The sequence below is a fragment of the Mesorhizobium sp. M1163 genome (genome assembly GCF_040318415.1).
GTDB lineage: Bacteria > Pseudomonadota > Alphaproteobacteria > Rhizobiales > Rhizobiaceae > Mesorhizobium.
Map to the genome: position 1 here is coordinate 1 of NZ_JAMYMF010000026.1, position 13,453 is coordinate 13,453.

The 13,453-nt window shown below is 62.4% G+C and carries 11 protein-coding genes and 1 pseudogene; 8 read left to right on the forward strand and 4 right to left on the reverse strand.

Translation table 11 applies throughout. The annotated features are described in order from the left end of the window. Positions 1-679: 679 nt before the first annotated feature. Positions 680-868 carry a glycosyltransferase family 9 protein gene (locus tag NKH43_RS23000; RefSeq protein WP_352860103.1) on the forward strand — a complete coding sequence of 63 codons (189 nt, stop codon included), beginning with the start codon at positions 680-682 and terminating at the stop codon, positions 866-868. Positions 869-1,585: 717 nt separating this feature from the next. Here NKH43_RS23000 and NKH43_RS23005 read toward each other — a convergent pair. Then, positions 1,586-2,638 carry an alpha/beta fold hydrolase gene (locus NKH43_RS23005; RefSeq protein WP_352860053.1) on the reverse strand — a complete coding sequence of 351 codons (1,053 nt, stop codon included), beginning with the start codon at positions 2,636-2,638 and terminating at the stop codon, positions 1,586-1,588. A gap of 175 nt (positions 2,639-2,813) precedes the next feature. Between NKH43_RS23005 and NKH43_RS23010 the strand changes: the two genes are divergently transcribed. After that, the gene (locus NKH43_RS23010; RefSeq protein ID WP_352860055.1) at positions 2,814-3,863 is read left to right on the forward strand and encodes a hypothetical protein; all 1,050 of its coding nucleotides are present in this window, start codon (positions 2,814-2,816) and stop codon (positions 3,861-3,863) included. Between the two features lies 1 nt (position 3,864). After that, positions 3,865-5,340 carry an FAD-dependent oxidoreductase gene (locus NKH43_RS23015; RefSeq protein WP_352860057.1) on the forward strand — a complete coding sequence of 492 codons (1,476 nt, stop codon included), beginning with the start codon at positions 3,865-3,867 and terminating at the stop codon, positions 5,338-5,340. Positions 5,341-5,379: 39 nt separating this feature from the next. Here the strand turns inward: NKH43_RS23015 and NKH43_RS23020 are convergent, their stop codons facing one another. After that, positions 5,380-5,850: a YbhB/YbcL family Raf kinase inhibitor-like protein gene (locus NKH43_RS23020; RefSeq protein ID WP_023720888.1), complete on the reverse strand. Its 471-nt coding sequence runs from the start codon at positions 5,848-5,850 to the stop codon at positions 5,380-5,382. Between the two features lie 49 nt (positions 5,851-5,899). Then, entirely contained in the window at positions 5,900-6,337 is a 438-nt protein-coding gene (locus NKH43_RS23025) for a DUF2267 domain-containing protein (protein WP_352860059.1), read from the reverse strand. A gap of 269 nt (positions 6,338-6,606) precedes the next feature. On the opposite strand from NKH43_RS23025, the gene NKH43_RS23030 reads away from it, so the two are divergent. Beyond that, positions 6,607-7,086 carry an Hsp20/alpha crystallin family protein gene (locus NKH43_RS23030; RefSeq protein ID WP_352847248.1) on the forward strand — a complete coding sequence of 160 codons (480 nt, stop codon included), beginning with the start codon at positions 6,607-6,609 and terminating at the stop codon, positions 7,084-7,086. Between the two features lie 90 nt (positions 7,087-7,176). On the opposite strand, the gene NKH43_RS23035 is transcribed toward NKH43_RS23030, so the two are convergent. Continuing rightward, the gene (locus NKH43_RS23035; protein ID WP_023677862.1) at positions 7,177-7,605 is read right to left on the reverse strand and encodes a CBS domain-containing protein; all 429 of its coding nucleotides are present in this window, start codon (positions 7,603-7,605) and stop codon (positions 7,177-7,179) included. Between the two features lie 282 nt (positions 7,606-7,887). Here NKH43_RS23035 and NKH43_RS23040 point away from each other — a divergent pair, with 282 nt between their 5' ends. The 4 genes and pseudogenes from NKH43_RS23040 to NKH43_RS23055 all read left to right on the forward strand — a co-directional run bounded on the left by NKH43_RS23040 (position 7,888) and on the right by NKH43_RS23055 (position 13,397). Beyond that, the gene (locus NKH43_RS23040) at positions 7,888-8,604 is read left to right on the forward strand and encodes a phosphoribosyltransferase (protein WP_352860060.1); all 717 of its coding nucleotides are present in this window, start codon (positions 7,888-7,890) and stop codon (positions 8,602-8,604) included. Positions 8,605-8,942: 338 nt separating this feature from the next. Then, positions 8,943-9,443, forward strand: a complete 501-nt coding sequence (locus NKH43_RS23045) for a DUF6496 domain-containing protein (RefSeq protein WP_352847241.1) — start codon at positions 8,943-8,945, stop codon at positions 9,441-9,443. Positions 9,444-9,798: 355 nt separating this feature from the next. Continuing rightward, entirely contained in the window at positions 9,799-10,686 is an 888-nt protein-coding gene (locus NKH43_RS23050) for an arginase family protein (RefSeq protein WP_352860062.1), read from the forward strand. A gap of 189 nt (positions 10,687-10,875) precedes the next feature. Beyond that, positions 10,876-13,397 (forward strand): annotated as a pseudogene (locus NKH43_RS23055) (NAD-dependent epimerase/dehydratase family protein). Positions 13,398-13,453 lie beyond the last annotated feature (56 nt).

Genomic DNA, 13,453 nt, shown 5'->3' on the forward strand with positions numbered 1-13,453 from the left:
AAGTGAAATCAACACCGAACAGGTTCGCCCCGCTCAGGTCCTGTCCTTCTAGGATGAGAAGCTTCTTGTCACACTCGTGCCAATTAACGCCAGGCGTCGCGGCTGCGTGGCAATTGTGAGCAGCAGTGGCGTTCTGCCAAGCAAACACAGTGCAAACCGCTAGAGCCAAGCCGGATGCGCCGTAAGCTCTGGTTCGCCTCAAAGTCATTGTTGCTGGACCTCTGCTACTCGCCGACACGCAACCTTACCACATCTGCTGACACTCGAGCCACGGTGACCACCGCCGTCACAGTTAGCGCATTTCTCATATTCAAGCTTTGATGTTGTTCAACCGATCAACCCGCGCGTAGGGCGCGATTTGCGAGCGCCTCCCCATATCATCGGCGGTCCAGCAGAGATTCATTTGTCACCGGCCAGGCGCATCATTCCGTAGGTATGCTTGACTAAGCCGAGGAGAGCGGTCGTTCAGGCTGGCGAAGTCGCGTGCCAAGATTGGCCTCCGCTCTGGACGCTTGTCTCGCTAATTAGGAGCCTGCTCGAGTGCAGACCGCCAACCGCCGGCGTCCGCTGCCGACAAGCGTGAATCCGCTTGGTTCCGCACCGGTCGGTACTTCCCGACGGCGAGGTTGACCCATTGCTTGGCGACGCCGTTATCTTTCTAGGAGATGAGAGTGGTTCCATGCATCTGGCGGCATCAGTAGGGACTCCTGTCGTCGGCCTTTACGGCTTGACACCGCCGGACATTTGGGGGCCGCTCGGAGTTCCGCATCGATCGTGGCGCCTCGGCTGCCCTGCCAATGCGCTGCTCCCAACTTGTGCAAGCCGAACAATCCCGGTGGCGTCTACTGTGTGCATCGCGTGCGAGTAGAGGAGGTCACCACAGCTACCCTCGACCTGATCGAGTTCGAAACGCTCAAATCAATACCGAATCGTTAAGCTCAGTTCAGCTAGTTCGTTGAAGCGGCGGACCTAACAACTGGCCGGATCGACGGCGAGCGGCCTAGGTCCATCAGATCAAAGCCGGGCCTCGATCCAGAACCGAGATATCGTAAACTACACTCTGCGTCTCATGAACGGCCAAGTCAGCAAAATACCCCTATTCACCCCCGCCGTCGGTTACTGCTCATCGCCTTGAGATAGCCTCTTGCGAGTCGACAATCGCCTCCCGCGCTATGACAATGTCTTTCCGGGTGAGGAGCATTGCATTCCGTCGCAAGCGCGATTAGAATCGTTATTGCGCGTTCATTTTCCGCAAGACGGCAGCGCGTTCCCGGATAACGAACATTCGATCCCAGCTAACGGCAATCGCATCCCACATAACGACAACGGATTTCCCTGTTAATTCACCGGCGGCCGCGAATATTCACGCAAATCTGGTCGATATTCCCTGACGCCTCGCGCAGGAAATCTCCCACTAAGTAGCTGACATCGCGACAAGATATTGATGTTCTGCCCGCCCAAAGCGCGCATTTCGCACAAATACCCTGCTTTTTGCCTGTTAGCAGGAAATATCAAACGGAGACTGGTTCGCCACAGACCGGTCGGTTCACCATGCTTTCAATAGGTTACCCGAGGGATGCATCGGTCATGAGCCGTGGACGCGTGCAAGGAAGTCGCGCACCAACGCAAGCGCCTCATCGAAATGGGTTTCCAGTAGCCAGTGGCCGGCGCCATCGAGGAGGTGGAACTCAGCTCGCGGCAAGTCGCGTTTGTAGGCGCGGGCCGATGCGACCGGCATATAGCCGTCCTCGGGACCCCAGACGATCAGTGTCGGCGGTTGCCGTTTGCGCAGATAAGCTTGGTATTTCGGGAACCAGTTGAGGTTCCCCTCCAGCTTCTCCATCAGGCCGACCGCAAGCCGCCGACGGGCTGGCGTGTCCATCAGAGGCCAATGGAGTTTCCACAGATCCGGTGGCACGCGCTCGGCCACGGCCTCGCCAACTTCACCGATGAACTCGTGCCGGAAGCCCTCCTCGCTGACCGCATCTTCCAGCGGGCGATGCTTCTCGGACGTCTTATCGTTCCAATACATCTTGATGGCTGCGTATTTCGGGCCGAGCACGTCTTCGTAGATGTCGCCGTTCTGGATGATAAGCGCGGCAACGCGCTCCGGATAGGCGATGGCGTGGCGCAATCCGATCTGCGAGCCATAGTCGTGCAGCCACAGCGCATAGCGGGATAGGCCGAGCGCGTCAGCGAAAGCCGCCAGAAACCCGGCATAGGCATCGAAATCGTAGCCGAATGCAGCCATGTCGGGCGTGGCGCTGTAACCGAAGCCAGGAAAATCCGGCGCGAACGTGTGCCAGCGATCTGCCAGTCCAGGCATCAGCCTTCGAAACTGATAGGACGAGCAGGGATAGCCGTGCGGCAGCAGAAGCACCGGAGCGTCGGCCGGGCCGTCCTCGCGAAAGAAAATAGCGTCTCCGTTAACTTTGACTTGGCGGTGTCGCAATTTTGCCTCCTTGATCGAAAGGCTGCAACCTCCCGCATCCCGTTGTTTACGATGCTCTCGCTGGAAGGTTCCGTGGAAAAATAGACGCGGCAACTGACTTCCAAAACACAATACGGTGACAGTGCACTTTGTCTTGTTCGCGCGATTGTCGCTTTCTGTACTGCTCCGCTCGGCCAGTCCGGGCATGAGTTCGGGCCACGTGGTCCCCGCACCGTCCAAGGCCAATTCGCAAACTTATGACCAGGCGGAGGGTTCCCGGTCGCGCCGTTGAAAGCGCCAAGGAACCTGCCGCCGATCAGATCGTTTCGCGGTATCTGGCCAGATCGACCGCAACGGAGGAGAGACATGCTCGAAATTCTGCATGCTCACAATCGCGCGACACCGAACATCGGCCGGCTCGGCCAGTTCGGGCTTTGGCACGATGCTGCGTGACGTCGACTACGTCCTGCGAAAACTCGACTGGATGCGCGCCGAAGGCATCTGGCCCAACGGCTTGCGATATCTGTGGACCGATGCATTCGGGGTCGTGCTCTACGTCTCGCTTTACACAGAAACTGGCGAACAGCGCTGGCTGGACGCGGCCGAGCGGCTGGTCGCCGATGTCGAGCGTGTGCTCGGCCGCCGGCGCGGACTGAGGATCGGCGAAGCGGCCGATCGCGACGGCCAGTACTTCCACTATCTCGCGATGTGGCTGTTCGCCTTGGCGCGCCTCGGCGATCTGAAGCCGGAATACCGCAAGCGCGGCATTGCGCTGGCGCGTGACATTCACCCGGCATTTGTGGTCCCCGGCCGTGGTGTGATCTGGAAGATGCAGGAGGATCTAAGCAGCCCATATCCTGGCTACGGTCTCGGCAGCATGGATGCCTATGACGGCTACGTCTCTTACCGGACGCTCGATGAGGACGCACTGGCGCCCGAGATCGCGCAAATGCGTGATCTGATGCAGCGCGATTGGCGCACCCTCGACATCGAGCAGGACCTCGGCCTCGGCATGATGCTGTGGCTCGCCCATTTCTTTCCCGACGAGCCGTGGGCCGAGGCCCAGACGAGGCGTTCCCTGCGAACCCTGGAAACGATGTGGGTCGACCCGCCCGGCTATTTCAGCCGTGCCCCATGGCTGGGCGACACCAAGTTCGCCTTCACCAATTACGGCGTTTCGCTCGGCCTGCAGGCCGCCGGTATCTGGCCGGGGCGTGTCGATAGGCTGAACGCCTTCTTCGAGGACTGGCGCTCCGGCGACGAATACGACCGCGAGGCGATCACGTGGGTGATGGCCTGCACCTCACATCTTCCTGGTGCTTTTCTGACCCGGGGCGGCGAGACAATGATTGAAAGCGACCAAGCTCGGGAACGTTCCTCTGCCGGCGCGGTTGTCGATGGAAGTGCACCGAGACGCAAGGAACGCGGTTGAAATGGCCATTCTCTTGGGAAAACCGGGAAGCTGTTGGGTGGCGGCAGCCAGATCCACGAACTATCCCCAGCTCGAAGGTTCGATCCATGCGGACGCCGTTGTCGTGGGGGCTGGAATTGTCGGGCTGACGACGGCGCTTCGGCTTTGCGAGGCGGGCCGATCGGTGGTCGTCCTCGAAGGCCTGCGCACGGGCGGCCAGGTGACCGGCCGCTCGACGGCCAAGATCACCACGCAGCATACGCTGATCTATCGTCATCTCATCGACACTGTCGGCCGGGAGTTGGCCCAGGTCTACGCCGATGCGAATTCCGCCGGCGCCCGACAAATCCGCGATTGGGTTAACAACTACGCCATCGCCTGCGATCTCGAGAGCAAGGAAGCCTATACCTACACCTGCGACGATCGCCGGCGCGCGGAGGTCGCGGCCGAGGCGGAGGCCGCGCGCCAGGTCGGGCTAGAGGCCGAGTTTCTCGAACGCGCACCGCTGCCTTTCGAAACGGCCGCGGCATTACGGTTCCCCGACCAGGCGCAGTTCAATCCGGCGATGTATCTGGTTGGTCTGGCGGAAGCGGTGACGGCCCGTGGCGGTCGGATCTTTGAAAACAGCCGCGCCACCTCGATCGACGAGGCAATCCGCTGGCGCGTCGTCACAGATGGCGGCGCCGTTGATGTCGGGCACGTCGTCGTCTCCACCAACATGACGGTGAAGAGCCCCGTCGGCATGGCGAACCGGACGCAACCGCGCTGCCACACCGTGATAGCCTTTCGGATCGATGATCCCCTCCCTGTCGACGGCATGTTCATCGGCATCGACGAGCCGACGCATTCCATTCGCACAGGCCGTGATGCCGAAGGTCCGCTGCTGGTCACGCTTGGCCCCAAATTCAACACCGGCTGGGATGGCGACTTGGCGAAGCGGTTTGTCGAACTGGAAAAATGGACAAGAAAGAACCTTCCGGTCGGCGACGTCGCGTGGCGCTGGTGCAACGAGGACTATGATACGGCCGACAGGATCCCATACGCCGGCGAACCCGATCCCACCAAGGCCGCCGGCTTCCGCATTGCCACGGGCTTCAACGCCTGGGGCATCACCAACGGGACGGCCGTGGGAACGATGATCGCCGACCTGATTTGCGCCCGCCCGAGCCCATGGCAAAAACTCTACGATCCGGCGCGGCCCTATCCCGAGGACTTCCACAAGAATGGCCGCAGTCAATCGATCGTCTCGAGCACCCACGACATTGCGCCCGGCATGGGTGGCGTGATCGTCAGGGGAGACGAAAAGATTGCGGCCTGGAGAGACACCGAAGGCGCACTCCAGGCGGTTTCGGCGACCTGCACCCACAAAGGCTGCACCGTAACCTGGAACAATGCGGACCACACCTGGGATTGTCCCTGCCACGGCTCGATCTTCGCCGCCGACGGTTCGGTCATCCACGGCCCTGCCCGAAAACCGCTTGCCCAGATTACATTGTGAAGGCGGCCACTGTGAAGGCGGCGATCGGCGCGGCCCGCGTCACGCCGGCCGTTCGTAGGTTCCGACCAACTCCGTCTCCTCCAATGCGTGTTTCTGGGCTTGCTTCCAGACCTGATGCACGCCCGCCTGTCCTGGTACGCTGAGGCTCGGCACATCGAGCGCGGCCAGTAGGAAGTGGTAATGGTGGACGCCGTGCCCTGCAGGCGGCTGCGGACCATCGTAATAGGCATTGCCGAAATCGTTGGTGCCTTGCCTGAGTGCCGACGGGCCGGGCTTGCCGTCTTCGGCCTCGGCGAGTCCGCCGGCATCCGGCGGGATATTGAAGACCGCCCAGTGCGCGAAAACCCCGCTTGGCGCATCGGGATCCTGCACGACAAGAACAAGGCTCTTGGTACCATCCGGAACACCGGACCACTTCAGCGGCGGCGAGACGTTCTGGCCGTCACGCGCATATTTTTCGGGAATTGTTCCGCCTGCCGGGAACGCCGGACTGATAAGGGTAAGTGGCATTGCCATTTCCCCAAGGAGGTTGCGACCGAGAAACCCGCGTCGGCGCCGTTCACGCCGCTTGCTGAGCTTCCGCGATGCGTCTGATCTCTCCTGGAAGGGATTCCCAGACCTTGTGCATCTGTCCTTCTCCGACATGATGGGCGAGCACCTTGGACACGACCCTGAATGCATCCTTGGAATCGACCGGACGGGTGAATTCCAGCTCCGCCTTGATTTTGGCCAGAAACTCGTCGAGCGACCGCATCTTCTCGGGAGCTTTGGAGGGCTGATATTGGTCATAGAAGGCGCCCCGCACCAGAATCGGCAGCTGCGAGCCGAGGTGGGCTGCAAGGTCCGGGTGCATACGGTCGCGCAGCGCGTGCAGCACCGCGCCGAGAACGTGCCAGTCGACCTGCCGATCCGGTCCAATCTCGTCCATGATCTCGTCGAGCCAGGTGTTGGCGGTCTGCAGCGTCTTGTCGAATACGTCGAGTCCGGTGGCGTTCATCGAAATCCTCCTTCCGTTCAAATCCGACTACGCCCGATGTGACCAAACAGCCGTACCTGCCCGTTGTTCCCCGATGGGCATGTCCTGACGCGCATTCATTGTCGGAGGTCCCGTCATGAAGGAATTTGGGCCGGCTTTTTGCCGCTGTTTTTTCGACCGCCTTTCTTGGCCGGCGCGCTCGGAACATCCTCCTGGGCGGACGAGTTTTATTTGCCGTCGCCGATCACATGGCGACGAGTGATGCAGACACGAAAAACAGGAGAAGAACCATGGCACATCACGATTTGGCGCCCAGGACGCCATCGCGCAGCCTCTACCCATCCGCGCGAGACCCGCTCACGTCATTTCACCGGCAGATTGATCGCCTGTTCGACGACTTCTTTGCGCCAATGGCCGAAGCGACTACGGCCGGCGGTCTTTGGCCGAGCGTCGACGTATACGAAACAGACCAAGCCTATAAGGTCACCGCCGAATTGCCGGGGCTCGAGCAGAAGGATGTTGAGCTCGAGCTGCGCGACAACACCCTCTCCATTACGGGCGAGAAGCGTTCGGAGCACAAGGAAGGCGACGGCGGCCGCACTTACAGCGAACGCAGTTATGGCCGATTTCAGCGGACCATCCCCCTAGAAACGGAGATCGATGCCGATAAGGTGCAGGCCACTTTCAGGAACGGCGTTTTGGCTGTCGAGCTTCCGAAGAATCCCGCTGCAAAGGACAAAACACGCCGCATAGAAGTGAAAGCGCGATAGTTGCCAAACTGAAGGTTGCCTGATCAGGCGGCGTTCAGCCCCTGTGGAAGGAGAGCGGCGAGCACGGCGGCAACCGCTCAGGGCGAGCGTCTAGCGCCGGGGATCGTCCGTCGCCTCGGAAACGCCTTCGAGAGCGATCTTGGCGGCTTCCTCATCGGTCCGCCCGAGGTCGGCCAAGGCAATGACGCCGACGAGGCGCTTGTCGTGGTTGATCACCGGAAGACGACGCACCTGATGCTTGGCCATGATCTTCGCCGCATCGGTGATATCGGCATCGTCGAAGCACCAATAGACATGCTCGGACATGACCTCGCGAACGGTCGTGTTGCCGGCTGAGCGCTCCTCGGCGACGCCGCGCATCACGATGTCGCGGTCGGTCACCATGCCGACCAGCCTGTCATTCTCGCCGACCGGAAGGGCACCGAGATTGTCGGCCCGCATTTTCCGGGCGGCATCCCTGATTGTCGTGTTCGGGCCGACCAGTTCGGTCCGACGGCTCATGATCTCCTGAACTTGCATGGGATATTCCTCTCTCTGATTGCTTAGGCAACAAGTCGCCAAACGCGCTGTTGCCGCGCATCGCGAGATTGCCAGCTGGCCGGACGAGGCTTGTGCGATCGCCATCCTCTCGATCCCGCGCCAATGCACGTGCCGGCACCTCGCGATCGAAACTATTCTTGGAACGTCCAGGCAGCGAGCGAGTTCCAAACGGTAACCGGCGTCGCAGCCATCCCACGGGATGTCGCCGCAGGCTGGTGAAAAACATCCACCGGAAAAACAGATGCACGCGGATTGAAGATCATGGCTGTCATCTTTTCAGATCGCCGCGAGGCCGGGCGGCGACTCGCCGGAGAGCTCGTTCGCTTTGCCGGGCGCGACGACGTGACCGTGTTGGCACTGCCCCGAGGCGGCGTGCCGCTCGGCTACGAGGTCGCGCAGGCGCTCAAGGCACCGCTCGACGTCTTCGTCGTGCGCAAGCTCGGCGTTCCCGGTCACGAGGAGCTTGCCATGGGAGCGATCGCGCCCGCAGGCATACGTGTCCTGAACGACGAAATCGTCAGCGGTCTCGCGATCCCGCCACATGTCATCGACGCGGTCGCCGCAAAGGAGGAAAAAGAGCTTCTGCGCCGCGAGCACCTCTACAGGGACGGGCGGCCCCCACCGCAGTTGAATGGACGAACCATTATCCTCGTGGATGACGGGCTTGCGACCGGATCGACCATGCGGGCCGGGATCAAGGCGCTGCGAAAAAACCACGCCGCCCACATCGTCGCGGCCGTTCCCGTCGGTAGCCCCGACACTTGCGACGCGATGCGGGCGGACGCCGACGAGGTCGTTTGCGCGACGACACCAGACCCGCTGCTCGGTGTCGGGCGGTGGTACGTGGATTTCTCACAGACGAGCGATGAAGAGGTCCGCGCGCTCCTCGCCAGGTCCGTGCCCAAGCCTGCCGCTTCCGAAGAGGAATTGGCTGGGCACGCGAGTGCGGGTCCGGCGCCTGGCACCAGATCGACTTAGCGGAGGTGGATATGGACCGGGATAGCGAGCACGTCGTGCATGTTCCCGCGGGGCCTATCACGCACGAGGGCAATCTTTCGTTACCCCGGATGCCCGCGGCCTTGTGCTCTTCGCCCATGGCAGCGCTGGACGAAGTCGCGGATCTCGCGAGCCGATGGTTCTTGCGCCATCTGATTTCGGACAGATCGGCGTCCACGTCCTGACAGCTGGAGGTTGGATCACCAGTCCCGGGATCATTTGCGTCCTCAACGCGTTAAGGTCCTCGTAAGACAGCGCGCAGCTGCAACCCCAATGGCTGTCGCAATCCGTATGTGGGAGCCGTATGTGGGAGAAAGACAATGCCGGACAAGAAAACCATCGAGAAGGCCCGAAAGGACAAGCGCGAGGGCAAATCGCCGAGCACGCAGGCCGGCGAGTTCGTGCACGAGGAGATCGATAAAATCCGCCGCGGCGAGCACGGCGCGCGCTCGACCCAGCAAGCTATCGCCATCGGGCTTTCCGAGGCGAGACGCGCAGGCGTAGACCTGCCCCCGCCCAAAAAGGGCAAGGTGAAGGAGAGCACGCGAAAAAGCGCCGAATACGCCTATGAGGCTGGCCAGGGCGAACGCACGCCGAAACGCCGCCCGCGGGTCTCGAAAGCCGTCTCCAAGGTGCTCGAGCACGAGCCGAAGAACACAGCGTCGCACGAGGCGCTGGCGCAGCAGGCAAAGCGTGCGGCCTCGCGCCGGACGGCTGAGGAGCGTTCCGCAGCAGCAAAGAAAGCCGCCGAGACGAAAGGCGCCAGCGGAAGGAAGGCGGCGGCGCAAAAGGCCGCCAGAACGCGGGCACACCACGCATAGGTCAAAGATGGCAGTTCGGCTCTAGGAAACCCGATATGGCCCAAACGACCGGTATCGAGCTCCGCTCCTGCAGCGTGGGACGGTGCCGCTGCCCAAAGCGAATCAGTGACTGCATCTGCGGGACAACATCGACGCCTTCGCTCGAAATGTTCCGTTACGCGTAACACCGACCCAGAGGTACTCGGCGACAAGGCCCCGGAGGTACTCGGCGGCAAAGTCGACGGGAGACCGGGAGGAAAGCGCAGCCTGTTTCTTGAGCAGATGCCTATTGCCCACAACGCGGAGAACTCTGATCATGTCCTCAGTAGCCAGCACGACAATGCCACGAACCACCCCTCAGGCGAGACATATCGCTTTGCTCGGCGCGCCCTCTAATCTTGGGCTGATGCCGCGGGAGGGTGAGCCGGAGCCCGGCGCATGGAAGGCGCCGGAGGTACTTCAATCGCTTGGTCTCGCCAACCGTTTGGGCGCCGGTCCGTTGCGCACGGTTCGGGCTCCGCCCTATCGGCCTGAGGTGGACCCTGCGACGGGCGTGCGCAATGCCCAGGCGCTGCGCCAGTATTCCGAGACGCTTGCCGAAGGCGTCGGCGAGGAGCTGAACTCGGGAGGGTTCCTGCTCATACTCGGCGGCGATTGCAGCGTGTTGCTTGGCCCCGCGCTCGCGCTACGGCGTCGTGGCCGCTACGGCCTTATCTTTTTCGATGGGCACACGGATTTCAAATTGCCGGATACCTCGCCCTCAAAGGGAGCCGCGGGCATGGATTTGGCCTTCGTGACCGGCCATGGACCGAAGCTCCTGACCGATTTCGGCGAGCACACTCCTTTGTTCCGTGAGGCCGACGTGGTCGCATTCGGCTACCGCGATGTGCAGGACCCGGCGACGTATACGTCCAAGGCCGTCTTCGACACCGATGTTCGCCGGATGGATTTGGCTGAAGTGCGGCGGCTCGGCGTCGCCGATGCTGCACGCGTAGCGCTTGATGCGGTCGCAGGGCAGGACGTCGAGGGTGTATTCGTTCACTTCGATGTCGACGTGCTGGACAGCGAGATCATGTCGGCTGTCGATACGCCGGAAGCCGGCGGTGTCTTGCCCGACGAAGCCGTCGAAGCCCTTCGCACATGGTGCAACGATTCACGCGTGATTGGGATGGAGGTGACGATCTATGATCCCGAACGCGATCCAGATCGCCGCTGCGGCAAGCTGCTGATCGACATTCTGACTGCTGCACTCCGCGACCGGTAGGCCAATGGCAGTCGTCCTGCACTTGTGCACGAATGCAATCCGCCGGAGCGAATGGCAGTCGGTCTGACGGATCGCCGCGCGCCCTTTCTGGGGTGCCACCTCATCGGGAACCGTTCTCAAGGAAACATGGTTCCGAGTGTGCGACTGAAAGCATTTGGCTCCTTTTACCCCCGCTAAAGGAGATTCGCCATGACCGGCAAAACCCGTCCCACCGTCCTGATCACAGGCAGCAGCGGGTTTCTGGGCCAGGCCATCGCTCGCGGCCTGACGGAGCGCTACGACATCATCGGCCTCGACGTTGCCAGGCGGTCCTTGCCCGGCGTCGAGACGATCGAGATCGACCTTACCTCGGATACGAGCGTGGCGAAGGCGCTGGCGGAGGTGCGCGAACGGAGTGGCGGCCGCATTGCCTCCGTGATCCATCTCGCGGCCTATTACGACACGACCGGCGAGGATAATCCGAAATACGGCGCGGTGACCGTCGAGGGAACGCGCCGGCTGCTGAACGCGCTGAGGGGGATCGAGACGGAGCAGTTCGTGTTTTCGAGCACGTTGCTGGTGCATGCGCCGAGCCCGGCGAAGGGCGCCAAGATCAACGAGCGATCGCCGATCGATCCGGCCTGGGCCTATCCGAGATCGAAGGCCGAGACCGAGACGCTGATCCTGAAGGAGCACGGCGACATCAAGGTTGCGATCCTGCGACTGGCGGGTGTCTATGACGAGGATTGCCACGCCGCCTTCATCGCCCAGCAGATCGCCCGCATTTTCGAGCGCATGCCGACCGCCTATCTTTTCACCGGCGACATCAGCCTTACCTGCACCTGGACGACGTCGTCGACGCCGTAGTGCGCACCGTCGACCGGCGCAGCGAGCTTCCCGACGAGACCGTACTGCTGATCGGCGAAGAGCAGACGCCGTCCTACGACGAGATGCAGAAGCAGATTGGGCGGTTCCTGCATGGCGAGACCTGGCGGACCCTGTCCCTGCCCAAGGAGGTGACGAAGCTCGGCGCCTGGATGCAGGAGAAGGTTTTCGACCAGGAGACCGACATCAAGCCATGGATGATCGAGAACGCCGACGATCACTACGAGATCGACATCTCCCGCGCCAGGCGGCTGCTTGGCTGGAAGCCGCGGCACAGCCTGACCGCTACCTTGCCGGAAATGATCCGGCGGCTGAAGGCGGATCCCACCGACTGGTACAAGAAGAACAAGCTTGAACCGTCGGCGGTCGCCGCTTCCGCGCCCGAGCTCGACCAGGCCGCCGCAAGGCTGCGGCGTCCGCTCGAGCGCTCAGACGACGAGGTCGAGGTGGAAACCGAACGCCACCGGGCCGCAACGCTCTGGGCGCCACTGACCAATGTTGCCATCGGACTGTGGCTCGTGGCGGCGCCCTTCACGCTCGGCCTGTTCGATCCCGCTTCAGCACCGATTCCGCCGGCGCTCGGACATGAGATCGCCTCGCCGGAGACGCGCGACGGCAGGCTCGGCATCAGTGAGATCGTATCCGGCCTCGCCATCCTGTCGCTGGCGCTTGTAGGCATGCGCCGGCGCTGGCACGGACTGCAATGGATCACCGCCTCGATTGGGGTTTGGGTGATGTTCGCGCCGCTCCTGTTCTGGACCACCAGCGCCGGAGCCTACGCGACCGACACGCTGGCCGGCATGCTGATCGTCGCGTTCGCGGTGATGGTCCCGCCAACGCCGGGTATCAGCCGGCGTGCCCTTGCCGCCGATGACGACCGGCCGCTCGGCTGGAGCTATTCGCCCTCGCTTTTCACCCAGCGCATTCCCATAATCGGCCTCGCCTTTGTCGGCCTGTTCGTCTCGCGTTATCTCGCTGCCTATCAGCTTGGCCATATCGATGGCCTTTGGGAACCGTTCTTCGGCCCGGGCGGAACGCCGGCCGGCAATGGCAGCGAGGCGGTGGTCACCTCCTGGGTCTCCAAGGGCTTTCCGATCGCCGATGCCGGGCTGGGCGCCTTTGCCTATGCGCTGGACATTCTCGCCGGCGCGATCGGCGACCGCCGCCGCTGGCGCACCATGCCGTGGATGGTGCTGTTGTTCGGCTTGCTGGTCGTCCCGCTCGGCGTGGTCAGCGTCGGCTTCATCATCATCCAGCCGCCGCTCATCGGAGCGCTGTGCACGCTCTGCATCGTCCAGGCTGCCGTCACGGTCGTGCTCATCCCCTATTCGGTCGACGAGGTGCTGGCGAGCTGCCAGTATCTTTGGCGTGTGAAACAGGCGGGAGAGCCGTTCTGGCGCACATTCTGGTGCGGAGGCCCGGCACTTTCGGAGGACCAGACGCCGGCGCCCGACCTCGACCGGCCGCTGTCGGAAGTGGCGCGGGACTTCGTCACCGGCGGTGTGAACTTCCCATGGACCCTAGTCGCCAGCACCCTCGCCGGCGCCCTGCTGATGATCACGCCGCTCGCCTTCGGCACAAGCCCGCCGCTCTACTTCAGCGACCATGTCACCGGCTGCCTGGTCATAATGGTCGCCGTTACGGCGATGGCCGAAGTGGGGCGCGCCGTCCGCTTTCTGAACATCGCGCTTGGAGCCTGGATCGCCCTCTCTCCCTTTATCCTCGCCGGCGGTGCGGCGGCGAGCCTCGCCAATCTGGCGATCGGAGCGCTGCTGGTCGGGCTCAGCCTGACGCGCGGCACGCGCAGCGCTGCGCATTATGGCGGCTGGGACCGAGCCATCGTCTAAGGGATGTTCAGCAGCGCTAGACGATCCGCCAGGTGACTGCAAAGATTGATCCGCAT